This window comes from Bacillus ectoiniformans (assembly GCF_016908875.1).
GTDB lineage: Bacteria > Bacillota > Bacilli > Bacillales > Domibacillaceae > Bacillus_BX > Bacillus_BX ectoiniformans.
This window is the reverse complement of sequence record NZ_JAFBES010000006.1, coordinates 172,677-187,838: the sequence shown is the minus strand read 5'-3', so window position 1 is coordinate 187,838 and position 15,162 is coordinate 172,677. Positions and strand designations below refer to the sequence as shown.

The window sequence follows — 15,162 nt, the reverse complement described above, 5'->3', positions numbered from 1 at the left end:
AAGGAAGAGTTTTATGATAATTAAAAATGATGAAGAACTTCAAGCATTTAAAAAGATTGGGAAGATCGTGGCGGACATTCGGGATCAAATGCGCGCCTTCACTAAACCGGGTGTGACGACTAAAGAGATAGATAACCTTGGCGGAGAGCTGTTTGAAAAGCACGGCGCTATTTCCGGACCAAAGGGAGAATATGATTTTCCTGGCTTCACATGCATCAGTGTGAATAACGAAGTAGCCCATGGAATACCAGGTGACCGGGTCATTCAAGAGGGAGATCTAGTCAATATCGATGTTTCCGGATCCTATGATGGATATTTTGCTGATACAGGGATCTCATTTGTTGTAGGAGAAGGGGATCCGGTCCTGACAAAGCTATGTGAAGCGGTGGAAATGGCTTTTGAACGCGGGCTGGCCAAAGCGAAAGCGGGATCTAAGCAGAATCAAATCGGCAAGGCTGTCATGAACGAAGCGAAAAAGCATGGATTTACAGTCATTAAAAACTTAACAGGACATGGAATTGGACGCTCTCTTCATGAAGCGCCTGACCATATTCTTAATTATTTTGACCCGTGGGATAACGCTCTGTTAAAAGAGGGCATGGTAATTGCCTTCGAACCGTTTGTTTCCACAAAAGCAGAAATGATCACTGAGAGCGGAGATGGGTGGACATTTATTACACCGGATGGCAGCTTAGTGGCTCAAATCGAACATACTATTGTTATCACTAAAGGGGAACCGCTGATTTTGACTAAGTAATGGCGGAAGAATCGCATCTGCAACAATTGGATGCGGTTTTTTTATTGTGTATATTATAAAAATAGAGTATGCTATTTTCATTGAATATTTTGTCGTAAAAGGAGATTTCCTCATTGCTAGATTATAAAATTTATGAACATAAAAGCACAGATGAATATGTCGTCCTTATCCATGGAATGGGTGGAAATGCGAGTATTTTCTATAATAATTTAAAAGCTTTAAAGAAACATTTTAACGTATTAGCTATTCACCTTCGCGGTCACGGAAAGTCTCCAAGCGTGGATCAACAATCAGATTTTACAATCGACACGGCTGCTAAAGAAGTCCTCCAGGTGCTCGATCATTTGCTTATTAAAAAAGCTCATTTTATCGGTATTTCCCTTGGTACGATCGTCATTCACTCTATTTTTAAAATGGCCCCTAAAAGAGTATGTTCTGCTGTATTAGCTGGTGCGATCACTCACTTTAATCATTTTTCTAAACTGCTAGTGAAAATTGGCAAATTGATTAAATCCTTTACTCCGTTTATGTGGATTTACAGATTATGCGCGCATATTATCATGCCAGGCAAAATGAATATCCGTTCCCGTTCGCTTTTCATTAGCCAAGCGGTGAAAATGAAACGGGCAGATTTTATTGCATGGTTTAATTTAGTGGATACGGTGGAGAAAGTCTATAAACAAGTACCTGAAAAGTCTAAAGGAGTGCCTAAATTATATATTTCTGGCTCAGATGATCACTTATTTATTAAACAGCTGCAAAAGGATATTGAAAATGACGAATATGCTTCCTTCCGGCTGATAGAAGATTGCGGCCATGTATGCAATGTGGAAAAAAGCAAAGAATTTAATGAAGTGTCACTAGAGTTTCTAATCAACCACAGCGATGCCGTTAAAAAAGCACAATAAAAAGCGAATGCCTGCGCATTCGTTTTTTTATTGTGCCTAAAAATCATCCGTCTTTGCTAATTTGAATATTTGGAAAAGTCTTCTTCTCAAATGAGATCGTTCCGATTAGGTCAATCACTCTTGTCGCGATCCATTGGCAAGCAATGGCATAGGCGATTGTGCGGACATCGACAATGATTCCCGTCAGAAGCAAAATCGATGTATTAATATAAAATAACGTCCGGCCTGGTTTAACACCCCGTAATTTTGAAATGATCAAAGCCAGAATATCCATTCCTCCAGACGAGGCACCGAGACGAAACAGGATGCCAAGCCCTATTCCGAATATCAAAGCACCTGCCGATAAATCAATAAAGATATTGCTTATAGGCTCAGTGACTACAGGCGAGAGGAAATGGATTGTTACGGAAGTAATAGAGACACAGTACAGGGTGCCGATCGCGCTTGACTTCCCGAGCCATTTAAACGCAAGCACAATCATGCCGGCATTTAACGCCCATAATGTGGCTGCATAGGGCACTTGAATCAAATAATTTAAGATAATGCTGATTCCCGCTGCTCCGCCAGAAGAAATAAAATGCGGAAACAAAAATAGAGACATAGCTGTTCCTTGAATTACAGCTCCAATGGCTAATCCGAGCATTTTTATTCCTAAAGACAAACCCATTCCCCCGCTTCTTTTCTCAATACGTATTAAACTAACATAAAAATCAGATAATAAAAAGTCTTTGCAGAGAATTTATTAATAAATACACAATGATTATGCAAGCATCTAGTGATCCGCCTTCAGCAGAATTTATTTATGATTTTGGCATACTTTTCCTTTGAATAGGAAACATATATGTATGGATAAAGTGAAGGAGGCAGCAAGATGGATCATATCAATAGAAAACCATTATGGAAGGACGGCCAACGAATTCCGTCATTTCCTGCGTTGAATAACGACTTATTTACTGAGACTGTCATTGTCGGCGGAGGAATTACCGGCATAGTGACCGCCTATTTACTGACGAAAGCCGGCAGGAAAGTGGTGCTTTTAGAGGCGTCTGAATTGGTGAATGGAACAACTGGACATACAACAGCCAAACTGACAGCCCAGCATCGTTTAAAATATGACCAGCTGATGCAAACACTCAATGAAGAACAGGCGAAATTGTATTATGAGGCTAATATAGAGGCGATCGAATGGGCTCGTTCACTTGCGAAAAACGAACAAATCTCCTGTGACTGGGAAGACACGGATGCTTATGTATTTACAAATGAAGAGACAGAAGCAGAAAAGGTCAGGAAGGAAGCAGAAGCTTATGAGCGATTAGGTATTGCAGGAGGAGAAGCAGAATCCATGCCTTGGGATATCCCCTTTAAACAGGCGGTTGTGATGGAAAACCAGGCACAATTTCATCCTGTTGCTTTTTTAAGCTACCTAGTCAATTTTATAAAAGATCATGGCGGTGAAATATTCGAACATACAACCGCTATAGATGTAGAAAAAGGGGATAAAGTAACGGTCATCACAGATCAAGGGCTGAAAGTTACAGGAAACTCCATCGTCATCGCCAGCCATTTTCCGTTTTTTGATGAAGAGTTTTATTTTGCCCGCATGCATGCAGAGCGTTCCTATATTATCGCTATTAAACCTAAACGCGAGATTCCCGCCGGTATGTATATCAACGCGGAACAGCCGACGCGTTCGATTCGAAGTGCGGCCTTTAAAGGAGAGAAGATCCTGTTAATAGGCGGTGAGAACCACCCAACAGGTAAAGGTCAGCCGACAGAAGAACATTACCAAGCGCTGATTGACTATGCTGAACAAGAATTTGGTGTAGAAGAAGTGCTGTTCACCTGGTCCGCCCAGGATCTAATCACTCTCGATCAAATTCCATACATTGGGCGTATAAAGGACGATGAAAATATATTCGTGGCTACGGGCTACCAAAAGTGGGGCATGTCACTTAGCATAGCCGCTTCATTGCTGCTATCGGATCTCATGTTAAATAAACAGAACCGGTATGAAGAGCTCTTCTCGCCAGACCGCTTTAAAGCGCAGCCAGGTGTAGCGAACTTTGTGAAACAGACAAGCAATGTAGCCGCTTTGTTTGTCAAAGGCAAGCTGGATTATTTCTTTAAGAATAATGAAGAGCTTCCCATTAATCAAGGCGTAGTCATTAATTGGGAAGGCAAACGTGCAGGAGCATTTAAAGAAGAAAACGGCTCCGTGCATTTAGTGGATACGACCTGTACGCATATGGGATGTGAATGTGAGTGGAATGGCGCCGAACGGACATGGGACTGTCCTTGTCACGGTTCAAGGTTCAGTGTGTCGGGAGAAGTTGTTGAAGGACCTGCAAAAAAACCTTTAAAACGGTTAGGCGAGAATCATACGAACTAACAAAAAGGCCTCAGTCACTGCCGGACTGAGGCCTTTCCCTTAAATAATGCCAATGGCATCTAAAAACACAACTACAATCACTAATGGGACGATATACTTGAGAAGCAGCAGCCACAAGGCAAACCAGCTTTTTACATTGCCTGCCCCTTTAGATAATTCTTCAATCAGCCGCTGTTTATCCATTCTCATTGGAATGAAGACAGCAATTAAAAATGCGCCAATCGGCATGAGAATATTGCTTACTAAAAAGTCAGCCGAATCAAAAATGTTTTTTCCGAATAAAGTGACTTCACCTAGTACGCCAAAAGATAGAGCAGAAGGAATACCCACGATGAATATTAAGAGACCCGAGATCCAAGAGAGCTTCACTCGTTTACTGCTGTCTCCTTTGGCCAGGGATGCGACGATAATTTCAAGCATTGAAAATGCTGAGGTAAGTGTCGCAAACAGGAATAAGGCTAAAAATAAGATTAAAAAGATGATGCCAAAAGGCAATTGCTGAAAGATCGACGGTAGTACGATAAATAGAAGCCCCGGGCCTGCTTCAGGCTCGAGTCCCAATGAGAATACTGCAGGGAAAATCGCCAGACCAGCTAATAAAGAAATAATGACATTTAAGCTGACAATCGACACGGCCGATTTAGGCAAGTTTTGTTTTTTATCTAAATAGGAACTATACGTCACCATTACAGATACACCGACACTTAATGAAAAGAAAGACTGTCCAAGAGCGAATAATACGCCTTCTGACGATAATTTGGTAAAATCAGGCTGTAGAAAGAATTGAACACCTTCCATTGCCCCTTCTAATGTTAAGGATCGAATGATGATGATAATAAAGATTAAGAATAAGGCCGGCATTAAATATTTATTTGCTGCTTCAATACCATTTTGAATTCCGCGTGCAACAACCATAATCGTAATGAATAAAAAAGCGAATTGGAAACCAACGGCTGATAAAGGAGAAGTAATTGTTTCTCCAAACAAAGCAGCGAAATCCGATGTTCCGTTTAGTTTTCCAGTCAGAGCTAAAAATAAGTAATGTAAGATCCAGCCGCCAACAACACTGTAAAAAGACAGTAAAATAAAACAGGTAATCACCCCGATGTAGCCAGTTACAGGCCAAAAGCTTTTAGGGGCAATATCCTGATAAGCTCTAATGGCTTCTTTTTGGGTACTGCGGCCAATGACAAATTCTCCAAGTAACAACGGTAAACCTACTAATGCGGTAAACAGTAGAAAGAGAAGGAAAAAAGCGCCGCCGCCGCTTGTACCGGCTACGTAAGGAAGCTTCCAAATCGCGCCGATTCCAATAGCCGACCCTGCTGAGGCTAAGATAAAGCCTATCTTTGATGTCCATTGTTCTGTTTGATTCATATAACAATACTCCCATTCTCTTTTTTTATTTTTCCATCATATAATAGATTAATTGAATAGAAAAGTAATTTCAGAATTTTTTTGACAGATAAAATAACCACATTTTCCGGCTATTCTACATAAATGGATCAATTTGTTCATTCAAGTGAACGCAAATTAGTAGGAAAAAAGCAGAGGAGAAAGTAAAATGCAAATAGTGATGATCAACATTTAAGGGAGGCCAAATAATGGTTCAGACAAAAGAGGAAGCAGCAGCACTCATTAATCGTCAGAAAGAGTTTTTTCATACAGGGAAGACGAAAGAGATCTCTTTTCGGAAGAAACAGCTGCTAAAGCTCAAACAAGTAATAGTAGAAAATGAACAAGAAATTTTGGATGCATTATATAAAGATCTGCGTAAAAGTGAATTTGAAGCCTATGCGACAGAAGTGGGATTCACACTTGATAGTATAAAAAATATGCTGAAAAATATGGATCAATGGGCGAAACCGGTTAAAGTGAAAACACCGGTTCACCAAATGCCGTCTAAAAGCTGGATTGCACCTGAACCGTACGGATCTGTGCTCATTGTCGGGCCGTTTAATTATCCTTTTCAGCTAGTGATCGAACCATTAATAGGCGCGATGGCCGCTGGGAATTGTGCGATTATTAAACCTTCTGAAAACACCCCGCATACCTCAGCACTGATCAAACGGATGCTTAATGAAACGTTTGATCCAGAATATATACTTGCAGTAGAAGGGGAGAAGGAAACTACGTCGGCTTTCATTCACTCCCCTTTCGATTATATATTTTTTACCGGCAGTGTGCCGATTGGTAAAGTGGTCATGAAGGCAGCTGCAGAAAACCTTGTACCTGTCACATTGGAGCTCGGCGGCAAAAGCCCGGCGATTATTGACCGAACGGCTGATTTAGACCTTGCTGCCAAGCGAATTGTCTGGGGGAAACTCGTGAATGCGGGACAAACTTGTGTAGCGCCCGACTATCTGCTGGTTCACCAAAATGTGAAAGATGTATTTGTTGAAAAATTAAAGCAAACCATTTTTGATTTTTACGGATCGGATCCTAAGGAGAGTCCTGATTTTGGCCGTATAGTCAATGAGAGACAATTTAACCGCCTAAGAGATATTATCAGGAAAGATCATGAAAAAGTCATTTTTGGCGGTGAGACAGACAAGGAAGACTTATATGTATCGCCAACCCTTTTAGAGGCTGATTGGTCCGACTCTTCGATGGAGGATGAAATATTCGGCCCCATTCTGCCGATTATTTCTTATCAGGAACTGCATGAAGTAATCAGGAAAGTGAATGAACGCCCTAAGCCTCTTGCCTTGTATGTATTCACCGAGTCTAAAGCGATTGAAGAAAAAGTGCTCCAATCCATTTCTTTTGGCGGGGGCTGTGTCAATGATACAGTTTCGCACGTGGGCAGTCCATATTTGCCGTTCGGTGGGGTAGGACCGTCTGGAATGAACGCTTATCATGGCAAATTCAGCTTTGATACGTTTTCCCATCATAAAAGCATTTTGAAAAAGAGTACTCGTTTTTCGGTTGATTTAATTTTCCCGCCGTATGGAGACAAAGTGAACGTAATTCGTAAATTCTTAAAATAAGAAACAGAAAAGCCTTTCTTCTTGGAAAGGTTTTTTTCTGCTAATAGTTTTAAAGAAGAGAAAAGGATAATAAAGTAACCATGTCGAATTAAAAATAATCAGAATGTTATGAAAAGGGGTGTCTCCATGAATTTAGACATCGAGGGGAAAGAGCTATTTTATGAGTTATGCCACAGGTTAGCCAGTTTGAAGCTTTATGCAGGCAAACGAGGGAAAGAAAGTATTCCATTTAGCTTTCCTGCCGTCATTAAAGGTGCGTTTCCGGGGGCGAACGGACAATTTGCGGCGGTTCAGTATCTAGGTGGAGAATCAGCGCTGAAACACAATGAAGCAAGAGGAGTCGTTCTTCGCTTTTATTTAACTCGGCTGCAATCGGTCGGAGTCGATCAAGTGATTATCGACCAGCCATTGTACAGAACGAGATTAAAGGGGCCTGTAAGAAGTCCTTATTATGAATATATTTTCACCGATCCGCTTGCAACAGTTCAGCCTTTAATTGATGAATTGTTTAGTAAGTTAGAGGTCATTATGAGGGAGCAAATCGGGCCGTTATTTGACGAACTTCCTGTCCATTCCATTCCTGTTCGTGAATGGAAGCAAAAATATTTTAATGAGCTGACAACAGAAGAGTTATATCATATCTTGCAGGCTCGGGTCGAAGTATTTGTCATTGAACAAGGGTGCATTCACCAGGAGATTGATCAATTTGATATAGAAGCCATGCATATTTTCCTTGAAGAAAGAGGCGAGGTTCTTGCTTATATGCGCCTGCTGCCGAGAAAAACGGAGCATGACGAAGCCTCCATTGGGAAAATGCTTGTAAGAAAGAAATATCGCGGACGCGGGTATGCAAAGGAAATGATGAGGCAGGCAGTAGACTTTTTGCAATTTGATTGGAATGAACAGGTAATCAAGCTGCAGACAAGGGATCACCAAAAGGATTTCTATCAATCTTTTGGATTTAAGGAAATCGCGTCTAGCCAGTTAGACGAGAGTCTATTGCATATTAATATGCAATTAGAGCATAGATGAGCGCCAATCAAAACAGGGAGGTAAAGTAGATTGCCAATCAGTGTGAATCAATTGAAAGTTCCTGATGAACATATTATGAATCAAGATGAAGTAGTTGATATCACAGCACAATTTTTAAGAAGAAAAGGGTGGAAATTACAGGAAACCATGTCCGTGTCAGATCCTGACCTTGTAGCAGAAAAAGATGGCTGGCACATTGTGGTTAAAGCGAAAGGATCGCAAAGCAGAAGGCAAAAAAAATCAACGGTGTTTGATAACAGCCAGTTGAGAACGCATGCGGCAGATCAAATTGAAAAGATGATGAGGTTTCAGCAAACAGCCATAGCCCCAACATTATTTATCATGGCTAACCCGGATATATACCGAATTAAGTCAATGATGAGCCAAATTTCTCTAAGTTTAGATAAACTGGAACTGATTCGGTTATGGGCAACGCCTGAGGGAGAAGTTGAACTGGATATACCAGAAAACTTATATACGATTGCTAAAAGATTAGATCTATAAACCAAAAAAAGCTGCCTATGCAGCTTTTTTTATTCTTCCTTCTTAGATAAGCAGCGATCACATTCAATCAAGTAAGATTCTGCTTGCTCATCGATATGATCACCGCATTCAGCACACATCTTTTTAGGCAAGTTTTTGAAAAACTCTAATGGACTCATCATGTTGCATCCCTCCTCTTATAATACAGTTTATTTATTCTTTCTCTGTTATGATACAGTTTATGCTTGAAGTGAGATTATGTTAAGGGCTGTTTATCTAAAAGTTTTAACTATTTTTCGGATTAAAAAAGAAAAATGTTCATTTTGTGAGCATGAGAATAAATGGGTATAGTTAGGAGGATTCTGATTAAAAAATTTGAATATTCCTTGCTATTTCACGCTCAAAATGATATAGTTTAGACAGTTGTTTACGTTCTTTTCAAAGAGAGCAACTTTGTTTAAAAGTGGTTTCGTCTTGAAATAGTAACAAACAGCAAGAATGAATGTGCGCATTAGCGCGAGGAGGAAATGACATGTTACAAGGTAAAGTAAAATGGTTTAACGCAGAAAAAGGTTTCGGTTTCATCGAAGTTGAAGGACAAGACGATGTATTCGTACATTTCTCCGCTATTCAAGGCGAAGGCTACAAATCATTAGAAGAAGGTCAAAACGTATCTTTCGAAGTTGTTGAAGGACCACGCGGACCTCAAGCTGCTAACGTAGAAAAACTTTAATTTTAAATAGCCAAAAGGTGGTGCTAACAGCACCGCCTTTTTTATGTTCCAGCTGATTTTTCAAGCGGTTGCTTACGATCTTTTTAAATTAAAGCTAAACATGTGAAAAATAATAAAAAAATTCTGTATTTTTAAAAGATTTTTTAATATAATGAAAATAATCTTATTTATCAGATAATTTAAAAAATAGGAGGTGTGGCTCATACAGGCAGTTTCTTCGGCAGGAGAGACAACTGTAATGAAAAATGGAAAGTACGGATGAGGGGTATGTAATGATGCAAAAAGAAGCAGTAAAAAAGTTTGTTCATGATCTTTGCAATTTATATGTGCCTTTTTTTGATGTGGAACGAAATGAAACGATTGGCCGAACACCGCTTGCCTTTTCAGCTGTGTATAAACGCAGAGATGAGCGTTATATGTTCACTAAAAAAGTGAAAGTGTGGGGTGTCGAAAACCAGCAAATTATTTTTGCTGCAGCCCCCGATCAGCCGATCAGCATGTCTTTCGTTCATCAAATGATCGAGGATATGCAAGTCTCGATGAAAGAGTTTTTGCCGGAGCATCAAGAGCATATGTCAACGGTGTTTACAGCAATCATCATTACGGATCAGCCAGTTGATAAAGAGACGATTCAATGGGTATCCAAATTCAGGAAGGTCAAATTTTTAAAATATGGCATGCATGGCTGGGCAGAAATGTATCTATCTATCCTTGAAGTACCGAAACGAAACATCCACATTCATAAAAAAGGCAAACCATTTATCGAACCAGTACAAACATTTATTGAAGGGGGCGCTACCTAGCCTTTTTTAACAAAAATGAAAACTAGCTGCAATTATAAAAAACTGAAAAATCAAAAAAATATGATGGCACAATAATTTATTGAGAAAAGAGGTGAATTCCTGCGAACCGTCTAAAAAAGTGACAGGATTTCAAATATGCGGCATCTGTTTACAGATAGGTGCGCGCTATAAGTGAAAAATATCCGTTGCTATCGGCGCAGGAAAGTCAATGAGCTTATTAACATTATTAGCTATAGCCGGTATTATATTTATCATTGCTTATTTTACGTATGGAAAATTTTTAGATAGGAAGCTCGGGGTAGACCCTAACCGGCCGACGCCAGCCGTTACGATGGCTGATGGCGTGGATTATGTATCTGCTAAAAAGCCGGTTTTACTAGGGCATCATTTCGCGACAATCGCAGGGGGAGGTCCGATTGTTGGTCCGATCACAGCGGTGGTATTCGGATGGATTCCGGCTGTCATTTGGATCATCATCGGGAGCATCTTTATTGGAGGCGTACATGACTATGCTTCGCTTCAAGCTTCGATTCGCCACCGTGCACAATCTGTAGGAACAATTATCAAAGAATATATGGGCAAACGCGGACAAACGTTATTTTTAGCCTTTTCAATTGCGACACTTATGCTTATAGTAGGCGTGTTTGTCATCTTGGTAAGGGATACATTTGTCGCAGTTCCAGAAGCCGCTACTGCTTCTGTTCTATTTATCGGCATTGCGATGGTGTTTGGATTCTTAGTCAACCAGCTTCGAATGAATTTTGTACTTGCCAGTGTGATTGGCGTTGCTGCCATGGTCTTTAGTATTTGGATGGGTATTCAATTTCCTCTTCAGCTGAGCGGCGGGGCGTGGGTAGCAATTCTATTATTATATGCCTACCTGGCATCGGTTATGCCTGTCTGGATGCTTTTGCAGCCTCGGGATTATTTAAATTCATTTTTACTTTACGGCATGATTGCCGGAGCAGCTTTAGGTATCATATTAGCTAATCCTGTCATTAAAATGGCTGGTTATACTGGATTTCACAATGAAACGCTAGGATTTATGTTCCCTATACTTTTTATTACGATCGCTTGCGGTGCCGTATCAGGGTTCCATTCTCTTGTATCGTCCGGAACAACAGCAAAGCAGTTAGACAATGAAAAGAATGGCCGCTTTATCACATACGGAGGCATGCTGTTAGAAGGCTTCCTGGCCATTATCGCGATCGGTGCGGTTGCTTATTTATCACAAGCTGAATTTGCGGCACGTATGACTGAACTGGGCGGACCGATTGGCACATTCTCTGCGGGTGTTGGATTCTTTATGTCTCACTGGGGGATTCCGGAGGTAACTGCTGTTACTTTCACAGCACTCACAGCTTCTGCATTTTTAATGACCACTTTAGATTCAGCAACTAGACTAGGGAAGTATGCGGTTCAAGAATTTGCAGAGAACCGTTCAGAGGTATTTTCTAATAATCATGTTGCTACTGTCACTATAGTGACCGGTGCTGGCGCGCTAGCTTTATCAGGTACATGGAGCTCAGTTTGGCCGCTGTTCGGTTCAGCCAATCAAATGCTTGGCGCAATCGCCTTGCTCGCGGTAAGTGTATGGTTGATTAAAACAGGAGTCAAAGCCTGGTTTACCATTGTTCCGATGGTCTTCATGTTCATAGTCACGTTATCGGCATTGCTTGTGCTTATGCAGAAGAACTTTGCAGGAGGCAATTACTTCTTGGCAGGTGCTTCTTTTATTCTTTTCGTTCTATGCATTGTATTAGTAATAGAAGCATGGCGTTCACTGACAACTGCAAAAGAGGATTCATCTATTAAAGCATAAACCATACAAAAGCCGGGGAATATCCAATCCCCGGCTTTTGTATTACTTCATTAATTTAAGGTTTTCCTTTTTCATTTCTTTTAAGTCATGCTGCGTTTTTTGAAGTTTATCGTCTAACTCCAGCACCTTTTCTTCTAGCTGGTTCAAACGCAACAGTAATTTATTCATTTCTTTATTCTCCATATTCATCCTCCTTAGAGAACGACTGCATCTACATTTTTATGCTCACCCTCTTAACATTTATTCACTTTTTTCACATGCCTTAAACATGTTTCGAGCCTATCCACAGTTGTCAAAGAGTGACTGAACGCATATGGTTTAAATAAACGGTAAATAGGAGTGGGATGATGGAAACACTATATGATGCAGTGATTATTGGGGCGGGATTAGCGGGGATTTCAGCAGCAGAAGAACTGATAGAGGCTAAAAAGCGTGTATTACTCATTGATAAAGGCAGAAGTGTAGGCGGCAGGCTCGCGACAAGAAGAATCGGCAGCGGGAAAGCGGACCATGGCGCGCAGTTTTTTACTGTCCGTTCAGAAAGACTGCAGGAAAAAGTGGATGAGTGGCTTGAAAAGGGCTGGGTCAAGAAATGGTTCGGAGAAGACCATCCGAGATACATGGCTATTGAAGGCATGAATCATTTAGCTAAACAGCTATCTAAAGGAATGGATATAAAGTTAAATACGCAAGTGACCGCTCTTGAGTCGATAGAAGAGGGATGGCTGATACAGCCTATAGGCATTAAAGCAAAGGCGGTCATCTTAACAGCGCCGGCTCCGCAAAGTGCAGATCTTTTAAAAAATAGCGAGCTTGAAAATTTACAGGGCTTTAAACGTTTAGACGATATAAAGTTCCATACTTGCCTTGTCTTACTGGCAGAAATGAAACATTCTCCGAAGTGGAATGAAACAGGTTTTCTGAAAGAGAATCTTGCAGGCGGTGTAGATCGAATGGTCAATCACATGACGAAAGGGATGTCGGATAAACCGATCCTAACGGTATACATGACGGCGGAATGGTCGAATCAGCACTTTAACGAGGATGATGAAGAAATAGTTGAACAAATAATTAAGAAGACGGAATCTTCAATAGACAGAGCTGATATTCAATCCGTTCAGCTGAAAAGGTGGAAGTACTCAGAAGCGAAACATTTGTATAGACAGCCATTTTTAACAATTGGAGACGATGACAGCTTATTCGTCTCAGGTGATGCGTTTTTATTTCCTGACGACCAAGGCGGTTCTCGAGTTGAAAGTGCTTTTTTATCGGGGAAAGCCGCAGGAGAAAAGATTAAACAAAGCCAAAAGGCTGAATAAAGCGCTTTATATTTTTACAATTAAAAATGATCAAATAACAGACAAAAAACTTTAATAAATATCGTTAAATTTAAGCGGCTAAAAACCAAAAAAACGGGTAGAGTAATAGGGAGCAGACTAAATAAAATTTAACTGCAAAGTAAAAAATATAGCAGCAGGAGGTGTACCCATGGAGCTGTTTTTACTTGCGATCGCAGCCGCAGCCCTATCCGTTTATTTGATTAGAAAACATTATTCTGGATATTCAATAGATCATGGATTCTTAGTCGTCAATACTGGATTCAGCGAGACGAGAATTCCTATGTCCGATATTGTCGAAGTCGTAGAGATGGACCAAATCGTGAGACAATCAACTTTGAAACAGACAGCCGAGAAAATCGTTGGAAAACAGAAGCATATCGCAGTTTTTACAAGGTCAAACGTATCGTACCTTTTCGTCATGAAAAATACGAAGAGATTGATCAAAAGTTTAAAAGAACAAAATCCCCGTGTTCATATAAAAGCAAGAGCTAAAACAAAAACAAAAGCGAAAGCGATATAATTCTATTTTTGAAAACGAGGCCCTCCTCGTTTTTTTTATGTGTATTGTTAGTTATAACTGCTTCCTCAACTCCTTCTCCTTTCCTGATAAAAGTCTGAATTATAAAATTTATCGCTTGTCATTCCCTTCCATATACATGATATAATAGCGGAAAAGGAGGAATATACATATGATTAACGAATTAATGCCGCCTAAAAGAATTTTAATGGGACCAGGACCAAGTGACGTTCATCCTCATGTGTTAAAATCCATGGCAACTCCATTAGTAGGACATTTAGATCCTCACTTTCTAAAAATAATGGACGAAACGATGGATTTGCTTCGCCAAGTCTATCAAACTGAAAATAAAGCGACAATGGCCATGTCCGGCACCGGCAGCGCGGGGATGGAGACGGTTTTTGTTAATTTATTAGAGCCGGGAGACAAGGTGATCGTAGGAGTTAATGGATTATTCGGCCAAAGAATGGTTGATGTCGCTGAACGCTGCGGGGCAGAAGTCATTGAAGTAACAGCTCCTTGGGGCAGTATTATCAAACCTGAAGACATTGAACAGACCTTAAAAGAAAATACGGATATTAAGCTTGTAGCATTGGTTCATGCGGAGACGTCGACAGGCGTACGGCAGCCGCTAGAAGACATTAGCCGCATCGTTCATGAGCATGATGCTCTATTGGTCTGTGATATGGTCACAAGCCTTGGAGGCTGTCCGACAGAGATTGATAAAATGGGAGTCGATGCAGCATACAGCGGCACACAAAAATGTTTAAGTGCTCCCCCAGGGCTTGCGCCGGTTACACTGGGAAGCCGGGCGATGGAAGTAATGTCTCGCCGTAAACAAAAGGTGCAAAGCTGGTATCTGGATCTTTCCATGATCCAAGCTTACTGGAGTGAAGACAGCGAACGCTTTTACCACCACACAGCACCGATTTCTATGCTCTATGCTTTAAGAGAGTCTTTGCGCCTGATTGTCAATGAAGGTCTTGAGAATGTGTATGCTCGCCATAAATCATATGGTGATGCTTTGCATGCGGGATTGGAAGCAATGGGTCTAAAACTGTTAGTTGAAGAACAGTATCGCTTATCTCAGCTTACATCAGTTGTCCTTCCTGAAGGGGTTGACGATGGAAAAGTGCGCAGCCAATTATTGAAAAAGTATAACTTAGAGATTGGCGGAGGTTTAGGAGATCTGAAAGGGAAAATTTGGCGTATCGGTTTGATGGGCTATAACGCTCGCCAGGAAAATGTGACGTATATGCTGGCAGCTCTAGAAGATGTTCTTAGAGAAGAAGGGTTTGCATTTGAAGAAGGCGCTGCCATGAAAGCAGCAAGTCAACTGATCAATGTATAATTAGAATTTACAAGTCCCTTACATTATCGAGTGGTTT

At 40.7% G+C, this 15,162-nt stretch carries 16 protein-coding genes; 12 read left to right on the top strand and 4 right to left on the bottom strand.

Translation table 11 applies throughout. The annotated features are described in order from the left end of the window. Positions 1-13: 13 nt before the first annotated feature. Together map and JOC78_RS10590 are read left to right on the top strand one after the other, a co-directional pair. Positions 14-757, top strand: coding sequence for a type I methionyl aminopeptidase (gene map, locus JOC78_RS10595; protein WP_204555371.1), 744 nt, complete (start codon positions 14-16; stop codon positions 755-757). 113 nt (positions 758-870) lie between these two features. After that, the gene (locus JOC78_RS10590; RefSeq protein WP_204555368.1) at positions 871-1,665 is read left to right on the top strand and encodes an alpha/beta fold hydrolase; all 795 of its coding nucleotides are present in this window, start codon (positions 871-873) and stop codon (positions 1,663-1,665) included. Between the two features lie 43 nt (positions 1,666-1,708). On the opposite strand, the gene JOC78_RS10585 is transcribed toward JOC78_RS10590, so the two are convergent. Continuing rightward, the gene (locus JOC78_RS10585; protein WP_204555364.1) at positions 1,709-2,326 is read right to left on the bottom strand and encodes a YitT family protein; all 618 of its coding nucleotides are present in this window, start codon (positions 2,324-2,326) and stop codon (positions 1,709-1,711) included. Positions 2,327-2,536: 210 nt separating this feature from the next. Here JOC78_RS10585 and JOC78_RS10580 point away from each other — a divergent pair, with 210 nt between their 5' ends. Next, positions 2,537-4,054 carry an FAD-dependent oxidoreductase gene (locus JOC78_RS10580; protein WP_204555361.1) on the top strand — a complete coding sequence of 506 codons (1,518 nt, stop codon included), beginning with the start codon at positions 2,537-2,539 and terminating at the stop codon, positions 4,052-4,054. 39 nt (positions 4,055-4,093) lie between these two features. Here JOC78_RS10580 and JOC78_RS10575 read toward each other — a convergent pair whose 3' ends face one another. Continuing rightward, entirely contained in the window at positions 4,094-5,431 is a 1,338-nt protein-coding gene (locus JOC78_RS10575; RefSeq protein WP_204555358.1) for a sodium-dependent transporter, read from the bottom strand. A gap of 227 nt (positions 5,432-5,658) precedes the next feature. Here JOC78_RS10575 and JOC78_RS10570 point away from each other — a divergent pair, with 227 nt between their 5' ends. The 3 genes from JOC78_RS10570 to JOC78_RS10560 all read left to right on the top strand — a co-directional run bounded on the left by JOC78_RS10570 (position 5,659) and on the right by JOC78_RS10560 (position 8,580). Continuing rightward, a complete protein-coding gene (locus JOC78_RS10570) occupies positions 5,659-7,044 on the top strand; it encodes an aldehyde dehydrogenase (protein WP_204555355.1) in 1,386 nt (461 codons plus the stop codon). Positions 7,045-7,170: 126 nt separating this feature from the next. Then, on the top strand, positions 7,171-8,076 hold the full coding sequence (locus JOC78_RS10565) for a GNAT family N-acetyltransferase (RefSeq protein ID WP_204555352.1): 906 nt from the start codon (positions 7,171-7,173) through the stop codon (positions 8,074-8,076). A gap of 30 nt (positions 8,077-8,106) precedes the next feature. Next, complete coding sequence (locus JOC78_RS10560) at positions 8,107-8,580, top strand: hypothetical protein (RefSeq protein WP_204555342.1); 474 nt, start codon at positions 8,107-8,109, stop codon at positions 8,578-8,580. Positions 8,581-8,609: 29 nt separating this feature from the next. On the opposite strand, the gene yhfH is transcribed toward JOC78_RS10560, so the two are convergent. Next, positions 8,610-8,741, bottom strand: a complete 132-nt coding sequence (gene yhfH, locus JOC78_RS10555; protein ID WP_204555339.1) for a protein YhfH — start codon at positions 8,739-8,741, stop codon at positions 8,610-8,612. A 350-nt stretch (positions 8,742-9,091) separates the two neighbouring features. Between yhfH and cspD the strand changes: the two genes are divergently transcribed. The 3 genes from cspD (at position 9,092) to JOC78_RS10540 (ending at position 11,917) form a co-directional block, all read left to right on the top strand. After that, on the top strand, positions 9,092-9,292 hold the full coding sequence (gene cspD, locus JOC78_RS10550; RefSeq protein ID WP_204555335.1) for a cold-shock protein CspD: 201 nt from the start codon (positions 9,092-9,094) through the stop codon (positions 9,290-9,292). 275 nt (positions 9,293-9,567) lie between these two features. Further along, a complete protein-coding gene (locus JOC78_RS10545; protein ID WP_204555324.1) occupies positions 9,568-10,095 on the top strand; it encodes a DUF8052 family protein in 528 nt (175 codons plus the stop codon). Positions 10,096-10,303: 208 nt separating this feature from the next. Continuing rightward, a complete protein-coding gene (locus JOC78_RS10540) occupies positions 10,304-11,917 on the top strand; it encodes a carbon starvation CstA family protein (RefSeq protein WP_204555322.1) in 1,614 nt (537 codons plus the stop codon). Between the two features lie 42 nt (positions 11,918-11,959). Here JOC78_RS10540 and JOC78_RS10535 read toward each other — a convergent pair whose 3' ends face one another. Beyond that, positions 11,960-12,100: a hypothetical protein gene (locus JOC78_RS10535; RefSeq protein WP_204555320.1), complete on the bottom strand. Its 141-nt coding sequence runs from the start codon at positions 12,098-12,100 to the stop codon at positions 11,960-11,962. A gap of 164 nt (positions 12,101-12,264) precedes the next feature. Here JOC78_RS10535 and JOC78_RS10530 point away from each other — a divergent pair, with 164 nt between their 5' ends. The 3 genes from JOC78_RS10530 (at position 12,265) to JOC78_RS10520 (ending at position 15,125) form a co-directional block, all read left to right on the top strand. Next, positions 12,265-13,236: an NAD(P)/FAD-dependent oxidoreductase gene (locus JOC78_RS10530; protein ID WP_204555318.1), complete on the top strand. Its 972-nt coding sequence runs from the start codon at positions 12,265-12,267 to the stop codon at positions 13,234-13,236. A 169-nt stretch (positions 13,237-13,405) separates the two neighbouring features. After that, positions 13,406-13,777, top strand: a complete 372-nt coding sequence (locus JOC78_RS10525) for a hypothetical protein (RefSeq protein WP_204555308.1) — start codon at positions 13,406-13,408, stop codon at positions 13,775-13,777. Positions 13,778-13,946: 169 nt separating this feature from the next. After that, positions 13,947-15,125, top strand: a complete 1,179-nt coding sequence (locus JOC78_RS10520; RefSeq protein ID WP_204555305.1) for a pyridoxal-phosphate-dependent aminotransferase family protein — start codon at positions 13,947-13,949, stop codon at positions 15,123-15,125. Positions 15,126-15,162 lie beyond the last annotated feature (37 nt).

What these genes read in the sequence shown, in the direction of transcription:
- JOC78_RS10525 (WP_204555308.1), top strand. Translation starts at nt 13,406, where the DNA reads ATGGAGCTGTTTTTACTTGCGATCGCAGCCGCAGCCCTATCCGTTTAT.
- JOC78_RS10540 (WP_204555322.1), top strand. Translation starts at nt 10,304, where the DNA reads ATGAGCTTATTAACATTATTAGCTATAGCCGGTATTATATTTATCATT.
- JOC78_RS10575 (WP_204555358.1), bottom strand. Translation starts at nt 5,431, where the DNA reads ATGAATCAAACAGAACAATGGACATCAAAGATAGGCTTTATCTTAGCC.
- yhfH (WP_204555339.1), bottom strand. Translation starts at nt 8,741, where the DNA reads ATGATGAGTCCATTAGAGTTTTTCAAAAACTTGCCTAAAAAGATGTGT.
- JOC78_RS10530 (WP_204555318.1), top strand. Translation starts at nt 12,265, where the DNA reads ATGGAAACACTATATGATGCAGTGATTATTGGGGCGGGATTAGCGGGG.
- JOC78_RS10580 (WP_204555361.1), top strand. Translation starts at nt 2,537, where the DNA reads ATGGATCATATCAATAGAAAACCATTATGGAAGGACGGCCAACGAATT.
- JOC78_RS10565 (WP_204555352.1), top strand. Translation starts at nt 7,171, where the DNA reads ATGAATTTAGACATCGAGGGGAAAGAGCTATTTTATGAGTTATGCCAC.
- JOC78_RS10535 (WP_204555320.1), bottom strand. Translation starts at nt 12,100, where the DNA reads ATGGAGAATAAAGAAATGAATAAATTACTGTTGCGTTTGAACCAGCTA.
- map (WP_204555371.1), top strand. Translation starts at nt 14, where the DNA reads ATGATAATTAAAAATGATGAAGAACTTCAAGCATTTAAAAAGATTGGG.
- JOC78_RS10545 (WP_204555324.1), top strand. Translation starts at nt 9,568, where the DNA reads ATGCAAAAAGAAGCAGTAAAAAAGTTTGTTCATGATCTTTGCAATTTA.
- JOC78_RS10520 (WP_204555305.1), top strand. Translation starts at nt 13,947, where the DNA reads ATGATTAACGAATTAATGCCGCCTAAAAGAATTTTAATGGGACCAGGA.
- JOC78_RS10570 (WP_204555355.1), top strand. Translation starts at nt 5,659, where the DNA reads ATGGTTCAGACAAAAGAGGAAGCAGCAGCACTCATTAATCGTCAGAAA.
- cspD (WP_204555335.1), top strand. Translation starts at nt 9,092, where the DNA reads ATGTTACAAGGTAAAGTAAAATGGTTTAACGCAGAAAAAGGTTTCGGT.